This is a genomic window from Motilimonas cestriensis, assembly GCF_021295315.1.
In the GTDB taxonomy this organism is placed as follows: domain Bacteria; phylum Pseudomonadota; class Gammaproteobacteria; order Enterobacterales; family CBDFNC01; genus Motilimonas; species Motilimonas cestriensis.
Genome location: NZ_JAIMJA010000027.1, coordinates 39,545 through 56,015, shown reverse-complemented (window position 1 = coordinate 56,015; position 16,471 = coordinate 39,545). Strand labels below are relative to the sequence as shown.

Below are 16,471 nucleotides of genomic sequence, written 5' to 3'. Positions count from 1 at the left end.
AATCTTAAGTTCGCGCATCTTTCTGTTTGGTTTTTTGTGTTTTGGCGAATTCATTAGATCATACGGAAAGATGCCATTCTACTTAAATTTATGATTTTTAATGAAATCATCAGGGGATTCCTCAGTGCTACACCCGCAAATAGTTTAAGTGCTTTATTTAGCGTTAAAGGTCCACTTTGCGCTAAATTATTTATTTTATTAATAGACACAAGGCTACTAACCATTACATGATTATGGCTGTTTCAGTTTAGGAATCAGCCAAATGCAAAAAATAGTCACCATTACCGCCAACCCCGCACTAGATTGCGCATCAACCACACCTCGTATCATTGCCGAAGCGAAACTACGCTGTACTGACCCCGTGTTTGAGCCCGGTGGCGGTGGCATTAACGTGTCTCGCGCCATTAAAAAACTGGGTGGCGATTCAGTGGCTATTTATCCTACCGGCGGCTCAACGGGCGAGCACTTAACCCAATTACTTGAGCAAGAAGGCATCACTTGCCAGCCATCAACCTGCGCGACTTGGACCAGACAAAACCTTAATGTAGTCACGCCCAACGATAACGCACAATACCGTTTTATTATGCCCGGCGCGTCGCTTTCGGCTGACGAGCAACAGCAACTATTAGCGCAACTGGCGCTGCATCAAGATGCCGATTACTGCGTGATAAGCGGCAGCTTAGCCGAAGGCATGCCCGGCGACTTGGTTGCCGACATTGTTAACTATTGCCAAAGCCAGCAGATTAAAGTGATTTTTGATGCCTCAGGCCCAGCCCTTGAGAAAGCGGTCGCACAAGGTGGGTTATATCTCATCAAACCCAACGCCAACGAGCTCGCATTGCTAACTGGCTCAGAACTGATTGTGCCCGAAGAGCTAGAGCAAAAGGCGCGAGAAATTATCAACCAAGGTAAAGCCGAGGTGGTATTAGTGTCATTAGGTCCACAAGGCGCACTCCTTGTCAGTAACGATATTTGTGAACAAATCGTGCCGCCAAGGGTCAAAAAGAATAGTACCGTAGGTGCTGGCGACAGCATGGTTGGCGCCGTTAGCATGGCACTAGCACAAGGCAAAAGCCTTCGCGAAGCGGCGCGTTTAGGCGTGGCTGCAGGCACTGCCGCCACCATGAACCATGGCACTCAGCTATGTAATGCTGATGATGTTGCTAACTTGTACCAGTGGATATTAAGCAAGCATCCCCTAGTGTAAACCCAATCAACTTGAAGATGCATGCCTCAAGCATCTCCAGGTTGATTGGGTATAAACGGTTAAGTCGTAACATTTTTGCTACTTTTTAAGCCGATAATGATTTCCGAACAGATGTAAACTTTGTTAAAATCGCCGAAAATTAAAGGAGAGTTACACCATGCCAGTTTATGTAGTGGGTCATAAAATCCCAGATTCAGATTCTATTTGTGGCGCTATCGCCCTTGCTTACCTAAAAAATCAAATTGGTGAAGCATCAGTGCCAGCACGTTTAGGTGAGCTATCACCTGAAACTGCATTTATCTTAGAAAAATTTGGTTTTGAAGCACCTGAATACAAAACCAGCTACGCCGGTGAAGAAGTTTACATTGTTGACCACTCAGAGCTTACTCAAGCGCCAGATGACATTGACCAAGCCACTATCGTTGGCATTGTTGACCATCACAAACTAGGCGACCTAACCACTTCAACCCCCCTTGAGTGTTGGATCCGCCCTGTCGGCTGTAGTAACACCATTATTAAAATGATGTACGACTTTCACAACGTTGAAATTCCAGCCAATATCGCGGGCATTATGATGTGCGCTATCTTAAGTGACACGGTTATCTTCAAATCTCCTACTTGTACCACTGCCGACATTAAATGTGTTGAAGCCCTTGCAGAAATCGCAGGTATTGCAGACTTTAAAGAACTCGGCATGGAAATGTTTAGAGTAAAATCTGCCGTTGACGGCACGCCGGCGCGCGACCTTGTGATGCGTGACTTCAAAGACTTCAACATGAATGGCAACCTAATCGGTATTGGCCAGTTAGAAGTGATTGATCTGTCTGTGTTTGATGAAATCAAAGCGGACTTAGAAGCAGATATCGCAGCACTAAAAGAAGAAGGCAAGCGTCACAGCGTAATGCTACTGCTAACCGACATCATGAAAGAAGGCTCAGAGCTACTAGTAGTAAGTGATGATGTGAGCGTTGTTGAGCGTGCCTACGGTAAAGCGCCAGTAGATGGTCGTGTTTGGCTAGACGGCGTATTAAGCCGTAAAAAGCAAGTTGTGCCACCATTACAAGATGCACTAGCTTAATTAACCTCAGTTCTGTTTAAGCCTAACGCAGCCAGATAAAGTATGTTTTACGGCAAAATTTCGTTTTCAGGGATGAAAACGCAAAGCTTATAGGGAGATATTCACAGCGTTTTTGCAGGAAAGCATACTATTTCGCTTATCCAAGATTCGGATTAATTAGCTGATTAGCAAAAAAACCGGCTTAAACAGCCGGTTTTTTTATGCCTCAAATATGATTTCCGCAGCTGATTTAGCGACAAGCAGCAGGCAAGTATTTCTCAGCAAGGGTAGACCCCTTACAATCCCATTCAACTTGATCGCCATTTAAGCTCGCCTGATAAATCAACGCGCCAGTCAACTTAGATTCTGGGGTAAACTCCACTCTAATGCGGCCATTATGCACATCAAGCAGCGCCACTGCTTTATTATCAGGATAGCGCACTACATCAATCGCTTCGTTATCGGCTGGTAATACTTGCTCTTGTGCAACATAAGCAGCTATTTTTGCTTGCACTAACTGCGCCTGCGCATGGCCCATACCAGCATTCGCTTTAATGGTGTAATCTTGATAAGCAGGGATCGAAATCGCCGCCAAGATACCGATCACGGGCACCGAGACAAAAGGCAATAACACCATCACCAAAATAAGCACAGTGCCACCTTCATTGCCCAGCTGGCGGCCCTGATTGTATTTATTATTCCATTGCTGCTGATCCGTGGCTAAAAACACAATGCCTTCAATTAAACCAACAATCGCAGGAATCAAAGTCCAGCTAAATAACAAGTAAAACACGCCCCACCATTGACCGAGAAAAAACCGGTGTAAGCCCAACGAGCCACCAATAATAGCCAACAACGCCGACGCCACCCGGCTTTTATATTTCAGCTCTACTTGTTCCATTAATCATCCCTTATGATTTTTAATCAGGCTTAACTCTGCATCCAAGCCATCTTGCTCTTGTTTCACGAGACGCCGTAAATACATCCATGTAGGCTTAAATCAAGGCATCCCTGCCTTGGATACTCGTTCAATCAAAATCAAGATGACTTACCACTACTTAAGCGGCTCATTTTGACAAAAAATTTAGTTTTAGATACAAAAAAAGCCTAAAACCGCCAAGGTTTTAGGCTTAATGTGAACAAGCTAACAATCAGCTGCTAATCCCTTTTAGCTAAGCCATTTTATTAGACAGGCGTAAGCGCTCGCCTTGCACCACATCCAAAGCCGCTTCTAGTGCCGCTTGGCGTGAGTCTAAGAACTGCGATTTCGGCACCATTTCGGATACAGAAAGACGATCAAGCTGTGCTTGTGTATCTTGATGAGGGCACAAAATAAAGACCTGACAACGCGCTTCTAATGCATCTTTAATTGCGTTTTCCAAGGCCAATGCCACTGTGACATCTATCATCGGCACATCGCTTAAATCTAAGATCATCGCCTGATATTTATTGATACTGCTGTGCTGGCGAGTGATGGCTTTTGAGACACTAAAAATCATCGGACCAGACAGATAAAAGAACAACACCTTACCGTTGGTTTGGTCTAACAAATCACGCTCTTCCGGCGTTAATGGCACATCATCTTCAGCATCACTGATGGCTTTAACTTGTTTTGCTTGCTCGCGACTTAAACGCTCAATGATGATGATATTAGAAATAAATACCCCTAATCCCACCGCTACAATCAAATCAACAAAAACGGTCAGCAACATCACGCCATACATAATAACCGTACTTTGCATACTCACTTTATGGGCGCGTTGTAAAAAGCTCCAATCAAGGATATTAAAGCCAACGTAAACCGCAATACCGGCCAGTACCGACATTGGAATAGGCTCGGTTAAACCGCCAGCAACCAATACCACTAACGCCAATACTAAGGCACGAATAACCCCAGACAGCGGAGAGCGCGCACCCACTTGAATGTTAACAACCGTGCCCATGGTCGCGCCAGCGCCCGGCAAAGCACCAAACAAACCCGAAATCATATTAGCAATGCCTTGGCCGCGCAGCTCTTTGTCAGAATCGTGCTCTTTACGAGTGAGCGAGTCACCGATAACGGCCGTTAACAAGGTATCAATACAACCTAGCGTACCCAACACTAAAGCATCAATTACCATGGTGGTAAGCAACTCAGGGGTAAACGTAGGCAAAACAATACTGGGCAAACCACTTGGAATTTCACCAATGCGGCGAATGCTGTCCATATCAAACAACCACACTGACAGCAGCGTTACCGACACCAATGCCACCAGCTGAGCGGGCACATATTTACGATAAGCCTTCGGCATTAAAAATAGGATCGCGAGGGTTAAACCACCCAGAAACAATTCATTGAAATGCAAATTACTGATGGTTTCTGGCAGCGACATCAGCGTACCAGACACCCCGCCGGAAGGCGCGGCATGGCCCATTAACGGCGACAACTGCAAAATGATAAGAATGACGCCGATGCCCGACATAAAGCCAGATATCACACTATAAGGCATTAAGGTTATGTATTTGCCCATTTTTAATGAGCCGAGAATAATCTGAAATAAGCCAGCCATCATCACCACAGTGAAACTCATGGCGATCCCCGCTTCGGGGTATTTAGCAACCATCGCGGTTAACACCGCCGTCATGATCACTGTCATCGGGCCGGTTGGTTCGGAAATAAGGGAAGATGAACCACCAAATAAGGCAGCAAATAAGCCAACAAGAATGGCGCCCCATAAACCGGCTTCTGCGCCAGCTCCGGATGCAACACCAAACGCTAACGCGAGGGGCAATGAAACGATTGCGGTAGTAACACCACCAAACGCATCACCTTTTAAATTAAATTCTTTAAACCTCTGAAGAGACACAACAGCATTCCATGTTAGGTTAAATTTTCAGAATTCTACCATTTAAGTCACAGATGAATAGCATTTTTTATGTTAGGCAGCCTTCGCAACCAGCGAAAAGCTAAGCAAAAAAGATGAAATCGATATAAAAATCAAAAGAAAATAAAAAACCGTTTGACATAATATGTCTAATCGCTCTACCCTTTTTATTATCACTTAGACCCCTCCCCTAAGCTCAGGAGCCGAGCATGAGAATATTACGCACACTATGCCTTGCACTCACCGCACTGTTAATCAGTTTGCCGTCAGCAGCCAAACCACTTCAACCCGATCCCAATTGGACGATTCAGAAACTAGACAACGGCTTTCAATATCGGCTGTATTCGGTGGATGAAAGCAGCGATCGCGTGCAACTTTACCTTTGGGTGAAATCGGGCTCTGCTGATGAAACTGCCGAACAAAAAGGCGGTGCGCATTTACTAGAACACATGGCGTTCAACGGCACTAAGCATTTTCCCGGTCACAAAATTGAACAGTTATTTAAAGAGGCGGGACTGGGCTTTGGTCAAGACATAAATGCCTACACCAACTTTAAAGAGACGGTTTACACCCTAAACATCCCCGACAATAACCCAGAGTTAATGAACGACGTTCTGCTCTACTTATCCGATGTTGCGCAAAATATCGAGCTGGATGAAACCGAAGTAGCCAAAGAAATCGGCGTAGTTAAGGGAGAATATTACACGCGACTAAGTTACGAGCAGATAAAAGAAAATGCTTATATGGATAAGATGTCAGCCGGGACAGAATACATCCTCAATAACATAGGCGGGCTGCCCGCACAGTTAGACACCCTGAATGCCAACAAGCTACAAGACTATTACCGCGCTTGGTATCGCCCGGATAACATGGAATTGTTAGTGGTGGGTAAGATTGACAAGCCGCAAATCAGCCAAGCCATCGCCAAGCAATTCAATCGTCTACACGGACAGGCGAAAACCAAAAATCGTCCAGCAGAGCCTCAGTTTTCTCATGCCACGCAAACCTTCTCCAGCGTAGAAGTGAAGCAAAATGGCGTCAGTCTCAACTTTATCTTGCCGCCAGTAAGCGTAGCCACCGAAGCGGATACTAAAATAAATAATAAAATCGAATTCACACACCTGTTAATCATGAACCGCCTAAATCGTGCTCATGAATTAAGTGGCACCCCGTTTGCTTCTATTAATAGCTATGTTGGTTTACCCATGTGGGTAGGCAACAATAGAGTCTACTCACTAGAGGTAGAATACCGACTAAGTCAAGACCAAGCCGCCATTGACTGGCTTGGCGCTGAGATTGCAAAAATCAATCAATTTGGCTTTACTCAAGCCGAATTTGACCAGCTAAAACAGCTGTATAGCCTTCATATTGCTAACTATGATCAAACCTACGATAATCTAACATCAAGCAATATCATCAACAATTACCTAGGCGCTCTAAAAGCAGAACAAGTCCCAGTTGATAAAAAAACCACTCTATTACTCTACAACGATTTTCTTGAACAGCTCACACTGGCCGAGGTCAATCAATTTGCTCAGCAAACCTTAGTTAACCCGCAAATTTATCAAGTCGCACCAGAAATGGGTGAAGAAAGCCCACTCAATGCTGGCGTATTAAAATCCCATCAACAGCTTGAAAGCTGGGTGACAGCAGCGTTAAAGCAAAGCGTGCAGCCTTATGCAGCAGGCGTATTGGTGGCGCAGCAAACAGATGACACACTAGCAACAGCAACAGGCAAGTTGTTATCGCAACAAAGCTATAAAGAGCTAGGTATTGAGCAGCTGAACTTTGACAATGGCCTATCAGTTTTACTGCAACCAGATAGCACTAAAAAAGGCATGGTGTATTTTCAGTTTTCGGCGCCCGGCGGCATCACCAGTCTCGATGCCAAATACCGCTCAGCAGCCAACATGTTGATTGATACTCAAATAAACAGCGGGTTAGGCAAGCAATCGGCGCAACAAGTGCAGCAAGCACTCGCCAGCCACCTTACTACAGTAAATCCGTTTATTAATAACAGTGCACAAGGTTTTGATGGCTCAATGCCAACAGCACAGCTTGATTTTGCTTTAACGTTACTAAAACGCGGCTTTGTCTCCGACAAAATTGACCCTGCCGCATTTAAGCAGGTTAAAGAAGGTATTTTCAACAACGTCAAAAACTACCTTAATAGTAATCAAGGTCAGGTCGATATACGCTACTTCAATGCGCTGTATGGCAAAAATCCTTATGAAGGACCTCTATCCCTTAAGCAAATAGAGCAAGTAACAACGGCTGATTTACTATACGTAAAACAACAGCTGTTTGGCTCTGCCAATGGCTTTAAGCTAACCCTTGTTGGTGATTTTGAGATCGATGAAGCTAAAGCCCTCATTAGCCAACACCTTGCTACTTTGCCAAAAGGGACGCAGCACCAAGCTTCGCCTCAAACGTTATGGGCAACCAAAAACAAAACCGAGATCAACGAAAATCGCAATGATAACGACCGTGCCGATATTGTATTTCAGTTTGTTTACCAAGGCGTTGAGCCTAGCGAAAAGCAAATATACGCGACTGATTTAATCAGCCGGATTATCAGCGAACAGCTGATGGCAACCGTCCGTGAAGACCTATCGCTGGCTTACTCTCCCTATGCAGGCTGCGATCCTGCCAGTGATAACATAAATTACAGCTACTGCCGTATTGCCTTTGTGACCGCACCACAAGACGCCGATAAAGCCAAACAAGCCGTCGAAAAAATATTGACGCAGCTGTATCAAACTGGAGCGGATAACAAAGCACTGTCGCTACACAAAAATGCATTGGAAACTGCAATGCTAGACACCTTTAAAGATCCACAAAGCCGCGCTTGGTTTATCCATCGCGATTTTGTTTCAGGCTACCAAGTAGGTGAGGTACTCGATCCCAAAGCCATTGTTGCCAGCATCGACAAACCTTATATCGATGGTTTAATCAAACAAATGCTACAAAACGCAGGGCAACTCACTTTAGTCAACTTGCCAAAATAATCACTGCAACCACTCAGTACAAGTGAGGCCAAGCCCTCACTTGTACTTATCGCCAAGCCATTGGCCCAGCAAAAGAAATAAAACTAATCTGAACCTCACGCCGTATAATTAAAGCGCTCAACAAAAGGTGTTTTCCACCACCACACAACCAAGCGATAACCAAGGAGCTTTGATTGCTAAGATATTGCGCTTTACTGGCCTTGCTGTTTTCGTCTGTCACGCTCTCTGCCCCGCAAAGGGATTGGCAGCTAGTCAAATCGGAACAAGACATCACCCTGCACTCACGCAAGCATAGTGATGGGCTAATTGAAATTCGCGCACAAATGTTTACGCCAACCAGCTACTCTGCCTTTATCAACTTGCTGGAAGACACTCAGCATGTACCCAATTGGATTAAAAGCGTTACAGGCATTCGCGTACTTACGCAAATCAGCCCAACTGAAAATAAGGTACACACCATATTTAATGCGCCTTGGCCAGCGAAGGATCGCGATATGGTGACCAACTCTCGATACTTCTTTGACCAAGGCGCTTTTAAATTACACATATCAGACGCGTCCAACACCCTACCAACACAAGACGGTTATATTCGCATCACCAAAGTCAGCGGCGAGTGGACATTACAACAGCTCAGCAACGGCACCACTCATATTGAATACCTTGCTTTTGCCGATCCCGGCGGCGCACTGCCAAAGTGGCTGGTAAATAAACTATCCATCGACAGTGTATTTAACACATTTATCGGCTTACGCCGCGAGCTAGCCAAGTACCAAGATCAAGTAAACCCTCACGTGGTCAAACTAGCGCGTGAACAAGGGCTTATGCAGTAATCAATAAAAATGCATGTCGAAGTGATTGCCCTATTATTGCTCACACATTTGCTAAAAAATACGGGGCAACTAACCTTGGTCAACCTACCCAAAGAAACATCTGTAGGTTACTTAGGCATATATACAACTGGTTGACTATAATGCTCAGATAAGACTTCTGTTATGATTGATTAGACAGATAACAACACGCCAAGGAGTTGACGAGTGTATAAAATAGTCACCAAGCTAATCGCGTCACTACTACTTCTATTTAGCTCTGTCAGCGTGGCGAAGCAAGTCGTGCTAGTTGGCTTATCCCACTTTCCCCCTTTTATTGAAGCGCGTGGCAACCACCTCGGAGGCCTAGCCATTGATATGATTGATTTGATGAATGCGCAGCAAGATCAATACTTGTTCAAAGGAGTAAAATTGCTCCCTGCCACTCGGCTCCAACTTTTTAAGCTAGGCCGTTATGATATGTCGATGTTTGACAGCCTGCATTGGGGCTGGCAAGACTTACCGGTAGATGCGTCCAATGTCTATTTACGGGGAGGAGAAGTCTATATTGCAGAGATGAAAGAGGGCCGAGACCAAAGTTACTTTAGTGACTTTAAAAATAAAACCATGGTCGGCGTTGAAGGTTACCATTACGCTTTTGCTGACTATAACGCCGATCCAGATTACTTAAAACAGACCTTTAATATGCAACTGACCCGCAGCAACTTAGGCAGTATATTAATGATACTCTCGGGAAATCGCGGAGACATAGCAGTGGTTTCCAAGGCCTTTTTGGCGCAATACTTTGCTAACCACCCGCAACATCGTGAGCGCATATTAGTATCTGATAAAATGGACCAAGAATATAATCACACCATCATTCTTCGCCGTGGCATTAAGCCTGATATTGGTGAAATTAACCAACTTTTAAAAGAGTTAGCTGAGACTGGACAACTAGCACAATTATTTCAAAATATTCAATTGCCAAACAAACTTTAGCGATTTCCTCATATGAGCTAGCATTGCTGGAGCCTCACAACAAGATCAAACAACGGCTCGAAAATAAGCAACTGTATTGATTAATATACAAATTTTTTCAAAGCTTACGGTCAAAACCGCTGCCATGGCTTTTCTACTTCCACTTCACCGGCTTTGACTTGCTGCCATAGTTGTTTGAATTCAGGCAAGAAGTCACCGACTTCGATTAGCTCGCGCAAATAACGCACGGCATTGGCGCGAGGGGTGTCGCCTTCTTGCTCTAAGTTAAAATGAGCAATGCGATAAAGGGCTTTGTGATATGACGCTAATGCCGATGGATGTTGGATTCTTGCAATAAATTCAGCATCATATTTTAGGGTTGTCATACACCAATCCAACACATCGGGGTATTGATATAAACAATCGCGACAAAATATCGACGTGGAATCTTGTATTAGCCAAGCACCAAAAAAGACAAAGTGCTTATAACCTAGCATACCGAATATCTCCTGCTCGGCTTTGGCTAGCTTGCGCTCCCTGACATCGACGCGTCCTGCGGTAATAACCTGCTGCAACCTATTTTTAACGTACAAGGAGTCGGCAAACATAATGCGAAACAAGGTTATATTCTTGTTACCGAGATAAGGAAACTGGTATTCATGTAATGATTTAGTCGTACCGGTATGATCGATAAATTCGGTAGACATAAACATTAGCCCTAACAGGATATCTTCTTCATGGACCTGATCAGATTCCATATAGGCTTTAAATAAGGGGGTTAACACCTCAGGATCATCGCTGGGATGCAGCCATAAAAACATCATTAAATCCAGCGGCCGCGGCGATTTATCACTGGTTTTTAATTTTTCCCAGTTGGGCTGCTTGCCACGTAAATAATAGGCCTTAGCCATATTGGTCTCGCCCTTGTTCCTGCGCAGTGCGATGCCCGGCTCGATATCTTGCCACTTGGCTTTACGCTCGGCTACCCAAGCCTTGTCTTTGGTGAGCCAGAAACTGGTGTCGAGTTGTGCTAATGTCATCTGTTTTTCATCCTTGATAACCCATTAAATTGCGTTGTCATTACTTAGGCTACTAGCTCCAACGATTACCGCCTCTTTTCAACTTAAAAGTATAAAGCTGCTTTTCCGGTTGATACTCGGGCGCATCACGCACTTTAAAGCAAGCCACAAAGTAGGTGATCATTTTATCAAAAATCGATCTTTGCTCGTCATTAAGCTCGAGTCCAGATAAATTTAAAGTGAGCTTATTGCTAAAACGCCTATCTTCTCGTCGCTCTTGCTTCTCATGCCAAGCATCTAATATGGCCCAAAGGCGCTCAGTTAAATGGCGCAACGCGGTATCAAAGCGAGCCGGTAACGGGAATGAGAGTTGAATATCGTAACTGGACTTCAATAAATGATGATGGGTTTGCACCACATTTTGCTCTTCCTCCGTTACTGTTAATGCCGTGCCATCTAGCTCACTTAATGCAAAACTTAATAGTCTGGCGCTAAACTCTGCATGAGTCCGCGCGCGACAATAAATTCGACCATTTAAGCAAGTCCAACTATGAGTAAAAGCAAGGGATTGATCTAGTAAGCGCGCCTTCCCCAGCGCTTTGCCACTGGGCACCTCATATAAATAAACCCAGCCATTGCAACCTTTTTCCAGCTCTTCAAAAACAAGGAGTTTAGTTGCATTGTCAAACAACAAATGTTGGTAACGATAAGATGAGGAATAGGCCGCGACATCAAATTCCACAAGCTCCAGCGTATCGATATTCCAGAGCCAATGATGCCCAGCCTCAGAAAAAGTGTGAATATAGTTTGAAAAAAAATCAGGGCCTAATGTGTCCGTTAACTCAAGCCGAGTGACTTCCTTACCGGTATTCACGTCTAATGCTATCCAGCTTTTGTTGCGTTCAGTGATAATACAATTCGACTTTTCAGAAAAGGTCCTAAAGGTAAAATTGCCGACATCCGCTTGCCATAAAACGGTGCCTGTTAACAGGTCAATTTTCATTAGCGATTTATCGTCATCACGCTCTGCAATACAAAACTGCTCATTGGCAAAAGAAAAAAATACATTACCGCATTTAATTTCAGCCACCTTCTCCCGAGAAGCGAGGTTGTAAACAAAAAAACGTTCCGTATCTTCTTGATAGGAAAAAATAATATACTTTGTTGACACAACAATTTGCCCGACCACGTTTTCTGGCAATTGAAATGAATCAGATTTATTTTCAATGCGGTTAAACCAAGTCAAATATCGTTCATTATCAAGCTTGATATTGATTAGATTTTTATCAACATTGCCCACCCTTTTGCCTTGTTCACTATTATATGAATCAATAAAATCAAACGTTGCGGCATTGTACATAGCAAAAAAGTCAGAATAACGTTCGCTATTAATTTCGCCCATATAACAGGCTATCATTTTTTTCATCTTCAATACTCCTTACAAAAGGCCTAGCGCTTAGGCACCCAAGGCTCATCAAACGCCACTCCTTTGGCCCTCACCTGTTGCCACATTAGTTCTAAATCCATTAACGCTTTCCTTAAAGGGATTAAGCCAAGCTGGGCTAGTCAAAGATGCAGTGACACTCGTAATCGAGCTCAACGCCCTTGTCGCGTAGTGCCTTAAGTTTCGCATTCGCTTGTGCAATCACTTCTGGAGTTGCTTGGTCGGGAAAATAAATTGCCTGCTCTGCTACATCGCCACCGGGTAAACAAGAGTAGGCGAGAAGATCAACGATATCGACATTCAGATCGAAACGAATTTCGCCGCCAAGGTCAATTGCAGCGCCGCCACAGCCAGCCTCTACCGCCTTTTTGAGCAACTCGATGGCTTGCGCCCGGTCTGCGGGATCGTTTGTTTGGTCAAACGCTTTGGCATGAAAAAATGCTTGCTGATGCAGCCCCTCTTTCATGCCTCGTTGCACTGCAATATCAACCATCATTTGATAAACGGGTAATTCATCCGCCAGCTCTGCCTCGTATTCTTCCTCGTCATCCCACTCGCAAGGATCGAAAGCCACTTTGAACGAGTCCATCGACCTGATTAAGCTCGCATCATTTAACTGCGCTAGCTTCTGCTGCAGCGCCACTAATTCTGGGGCCATATTTCACTCCTGTGCTTCGGTTGTTATTTTCGCAACGTTTGCGGCTTATGAGCCAACTTACCTATTCTGGCCTTTCTTCAACTTGTATACCCAAGCAACTTCAAGATACTGGTTATCTAACGTCATCAATATTAAATGATTTTTATTTTTACCCATATGGGAAAATTATAATAATTTGACTTAGCGCGCAGCGCTGCAAGAGTTGATTAACTTAAAGGCGGGTTAAGGTAGCAATAATGAAGCGACCAATCGCAAGGCTTTAACACTTTTTAATGCTTTTAAAAAATCCGTTTCATTCATGATTTTTAATACCCTGAAAAGCCCGTTAAACGACTGGCATACACACAATAAACAAAATCATCGGGATGGCTTAAATTCGCCAAACAATCGATATCTCGACTTTTACCTGTTTCGTAACTTTCAACACAACTGGATTTTGCTGATTCAATTTTTTTCATCGCTTCAGCATACTTTTTCTCAAATTCGTTTTCTTTCATGCCGTTACTCATATGGCGTTTTTTAGCTTGTTGCTTTATCGACTTGAGGCCTGCGGTGAGGTTTTTAATGGCACTATAGCATTGCGTGGCGGGATCTTTGCCCCGTTGCTTTTTAGCACTTTGTTTCTCTGATTGACTACTTAGGCTAGTGTAGGTTGGCTTTTTGGCCACTCCTCGGTAATTTCCAGACGGTAAATCTTCGGTGACTGAGACTTGATTAACATTGTGGGTGTCGCTCATGGCGGAGGCTGGCGTGCTGTCGCTGTAATGAGTAACACCTTGCTCATCAACCCATTTATATACTTTTTTCGCCATACTGGGCTGACTAACTAGCGCCATCATAAGGGTAAATGCTATTGCGTTAAGCCATTTTTTCATCTTTATGTTCCGATTTCGCGGCCCAATGAAGAGACCCAGTTTTAGCTCTAAATAATTTGTATACCGTTACTGCTAACGTTAGCCAAAATGACTTTCACACGTCTGTATTATTGATAAAAAATAGACCAAAGTACAGCCAACCTAATAAGTTTGACTGAGTGCTTTGTGTTGAATTTTATTAACCATAAGGAAATAAGAAGGGGTCAACTAATTTACGCTGAAAATGAAAAAGCCTAAGAGTTCACAATCTTTAGCGTTTAACTAAACGCTAAATTGAAGAATTAAGTTTCAAGATATTGCAGCTTGTCGGCAACACCATTCCACTCATCAGCATCCGCTGGCGCGTCTTTTACTTCGGTAATGTTGGGCCAAGTCAGTGCTAGCTCTTCATTAAGGGCGAGAAAATCTTGCTGTTCGGGGGTTAAATCATCTTCCTGCACGATGGCGTTAGCTGGGCATTCCGGCTCACATAAACCACAATCAATACAGTCAATTGGGCTAATGGCTAAAAAATTTGGGCCTTCGTAAAACGCATCGGCAGGGCACACAGCAACACAGTCAGTGTATTTACATTTAATGCAGTTCTCGGTAACAACAAACGCCATGTTCACATCCTCTATCGCGTTTCAAGTACGCCCAAAAATTCGTGGCGGGATCATACTTAACTGGTGTTAAAAAACAAGCAACAAATGGCCTGACACCTCGCCCTGCTTAACGTAAAATACGCGCCATTGTGAGCCGCTGATGTAAGTCAAACGCTAAGACACCAACCAAAACCTGAGTATCCCTATGCTACGTTTAACCGAAATAAAACTGCCTCTTGATCATGATGAAGCGGCCTTACCTGCTGCCATCGTTACTAAGCTGAATATTAGCGCTGATCAATTACATTCTTTTCATATGTTTAAACGTGGCTATGACGCGCGTAAAAAAACCAACATCTTTCTGGTTTACACCTTAGATATTGAAGTGGACAACGAAGCCGAGCTGCTGGCGCAATTTAAAGACGACCCCCACGTTAAAATGGCACCTGATACCAGCTACAAGTTTGTTGCCAAGGCACCATCCAACTTGACCGAACGCCCAGTGGTGATTGGCTTTGGCCCCAGTGGTTTATTTGCCGGCTTAGTATTAGCGCAAATGGGGTTTAACCCGATTATTTTAGAGCGTGGCAAAGAAGTGCGCGAACGCACCAAAGACACCTTTGGTTTTTGGCGCAAGCGCACACTGAACCCAGAATCAAACGTGCAATTTGGTGAAGGCGGCGCAGGCACCTTCTCTGATGGCAAGCTTTATAGCCAAGTAAAAGATCCTAACCACTATGGCCGCAAGGTACTTACCGAATTTGTTGCCGCTGGCGCGCCAGAAGAAATAATGTACGTTAGCAAGCCGCATATCGGTACCTTTAAACTGGTGACCATGATTGAAAAAATGCGCGCTGAAATTATTGCCCTTGGCGGTGAAATTCGCTTTAGCGCCCGCGTTGATGACATTCATTTAGACGGCGAGCAAATTACCGGCGTGACCCTAGCAGACGGTGAACGCATTGATAGCCGCCATGTGGTGTTAGCAGTCGGTCACAGTGCCCGCGATACCTTTTATATGCTGCACGACAAAGGCGTTTACATTGAGCCTAAACCCTTCTCAGTTGGCTTTCGCGTTGAACACAAGCAGTCAATGATTGATGAATGCCGCTTTGGCCCTAATGCTGGCAATCCGATTTTAGGCGCAGCGGATTACAAGCTAGTACATCACTGTAAAAATGGTCGCACTGTGTATAGTTTTTGTATGTGTCCGGGCGGCACTGTGGTTGCTTCATCATCAGAGCCGGGCCGCGTGGTCACCAACGGCATGAGCCAATATTCACGTAACGAACGCAACGCTAACAGTGCGATTGTGGTTGGTGTTGATCCGGAAAAAGACTTCCCCGGCCACCCATTAGCGGGCATTGAATTCCAGCGCGATTTAGAGCAAAAAGCCTATGTAGCGGGCGGCAGTAACTACAATGCGCCCGCGCAGTTAGTTGGCGATTTACTGGCTGGTAAAGATTCTAGTGAATTAGGTAACATCACCCCGTCATACACCCCCGGCATTACCCTAACCAGCTTTAAAGGCGTGTTACCCGATTACGTGATTGAAGCCGTGCGCGAAGCCATGCCCGCCTTTGATAAAAAGATTAAAGGTTTTGCCAATGCAGATGGCCTATTAACCGGTGTAGAAACCCGCACCTCATCACCCATTTGCATTAAGCGCGGTAAAGATTATCAAAGCATCAACATCAAAGGCCTTTACCCCACCGGCGAAGGCGCAGGCTATGCTGGCGGTATTCTATCGTCAGGGATAGACGGTATTAAAGTGGCTGAGGCACTGGCGCTGGATATATTGGCGAAACAGTAAACTCGATTTGCTAAAACGACAACGGGAGCTTAGGCTCCTGTTTTTGTGAACGCCTTTATAAAAATAGAAACAGATCACACCAAAAATAAAAAATAAATCAAAAGATAATCATTTGCATGCGATAATCCTTTCAATCTTTACACTAAAGGAAACAATCT

The 16,471-nt window shown here is 44.4% G+C and carries 13 protein-coding genes; 6 read left to right on the top strand and 7 right to left on the bottom strand.

What is annotated here, in order from left to right:
• Positions 1-262 precede the first annotated feature (262 nt).
• Both pfkB and K6Y31_RS19350 read left to right on the top strand, forming a co-directional pair.
• Complete coding sequence (gene pfkB, locus K6Y31_RS19355; RefSeq protein WP_233054685.1) at positions 263-1,207, top strand: 6-phosphofructokinase II; 945 nt, start codon at positions 263-265, stop codon at positions 1,205-1,207.
• Between the two features lie 157 nt (positions 1,208-1,364).
• Positions 1,365-2,285, top strand: coding sequence for a manganese-dependent inorganic pyrophosphatase (locus K6Y31_RS19350; RefSeq protein WP_232800000.1), 921 nt, complete (start codon positions 1,365-1,367; stop codon positions 2,283-2,285).
• Positions 2,286-2,514: 229 nt separating this feature from the next.
• On the opposite strand, the gene K6Y31_RS19345 is transcribed toward K6Y31_RS19350, so the two are convergent.
• On the bottom strand, positions 2,515-3,165 hold the full coding sequence (locus K6Y31_RS19345) for an NINE protein (protein WP_233054684.1): 651 nt from the start codon (positions 3,163-3,165) through the stop codon (positions 2,515-2,517).
• A gap of 271 nt (positions 3,166-3,436) precedes the next feature.
• Complete coding sequence (locus tag K6Y31_RS19340; RefSeq protein WP_233054683.1) at positions 3,437-5,110, bottom strand: SulP family inorganic anion transporter; 1,674 nt, start codon at positions 5,108-5,110, stop codon at positions 3,437-3,439.
• 227 nt (positions 5,111-5,337) lie between these two features.
• Here K6Y31_RS19340 and K6Y31_RS19335 point away from each other — a divergent pair, with 227 nt between their 5' ends.
• The 3 genes from K6Y31_RS19335 (at position 5,338) to K6Y31_RS19325 (ending at position 9,941) form a co-directional block, all read left to right on the top strand.
• Positions 5,338-8,136: a M16 family metallopeptidase gene (locus tag K6Y31_RS19335; protein WP_233054682.1), complete on the top strand. Its 2,799-nt coding sequence runs from the start codon at positions 5,338-5,340 to the stop codon at positions 8,134-8,136.
• A 173-nt stretch (positions 8,137-8,309) separates the two neighbouring features.
• Positions 8,310-8,966, top strand: a complete 657-nt coding sequence (locus tag K6Y31_RS19330; RefSeq protein WP_233054681.1) for an START domain-containing protein — start codon at positions 8,310-8,312, stop codon at positions 8,964-8,966.
• A 204-nt stretch (positions 8,967-9,170) separates the two neighbouring features.
• Positions 9,171-9,941 (top strand): ABC transporter substrate-binding protein, encoded by a 771-nt coding sequence (locus tag K6Y31_RS19325; RefSeq protein WP_233054680.1) that lies wholly within the window; start codon positions 9,171-9,173, stop codon positions 9,939-9,941.
• 110 nt (positions 9,942-10,051) lie between these two features.
• Here K6Y31_RS19325 and K6Y31_RS19320 read toward each other — a convergent pair whose 3' ends face one another.
• The 5 genes from K6Y31_RS19320 to fdxA all read right to left on the bottom strand — a co-directional run bounded on the left by K6Y31_RS19320 (position 10,052) and on the right by fdxA (position 14,521).
• Positions 10,052-10,960, bottom strand: coding sequence for a hypothetical protein (locus K6Y31_RS19320; RefSeq protein WP_233054679.1), 909 nt, complete (start codon positions 10,958-10,960; stop codon positions 10,052-10,054).
• 52 nt (positions 10,961-11,012) lie between these two features.
• A complete protein-coding gene (locus tag K6Y31_RS19315; protein WP_233054678.1) occupies positions 11,013-12,365 on the bottom strand; it encodes a hypothetical protein in 1,353 nt (450 codons plus the stop codon).
• Positions 12,366-12,501: 136 nt separating this feature from the next.
• Positions 12,502-13,041: a hypothetical protein gene (locus K6Y31_RS19310; RefSeq protein ID WP_233054677.1), complete on the bottom strand. Its 540-nt coding sequence runs from the start codon at positions 13,039-13,041 to the stop codon at positions 12,502-12,504.
• A gap of 305 nt (positions 13,042-13,346) precedes the next feature.
• The gene (locus K6Y31_RS19305; protein ID WP_233054676.1) at positions 13,347-13,916 is read right to left on the bottom strand and encodes a DUF4124 domain-containing protein; all 570 of its coding nucleotides are present in this window, start codon (positions 13,914-13,916) and stop codon (positions 13,347-13,349) included.
• Between the two features lie 281 nt (positions 13,917-14,197).
• Positions 14,198-14,521, bottom strand: a complete 324-nt coding sequence (gene fdxA / locus K6Y31_RS19300) for a ferredoxin FdxA (protein ID WP_232800014.1) — start codon at positions 14,519-14,521, stop codon at positions 14,198-14,200.
• Positions 14,522-14,705: 184 nt separating this feature from the next.
• Here fdxA and K6Y31_RS19295 point away from each other — a divergent pair, with 184 nt between their 5' ends.
• Positions 14,706-16,313, top strand: coding sequence for an NAD(P)/FAD-dependent oxidoreductase (locus K6Y31_RS19295; protein ID WP_233054675.1), 1,608 nt, complete (start codon positions 14,706-14,708; stop codon positions 16,311-16,313).
• Positions 16,314-16,471 lie beyond the last annotated feature (158 nt).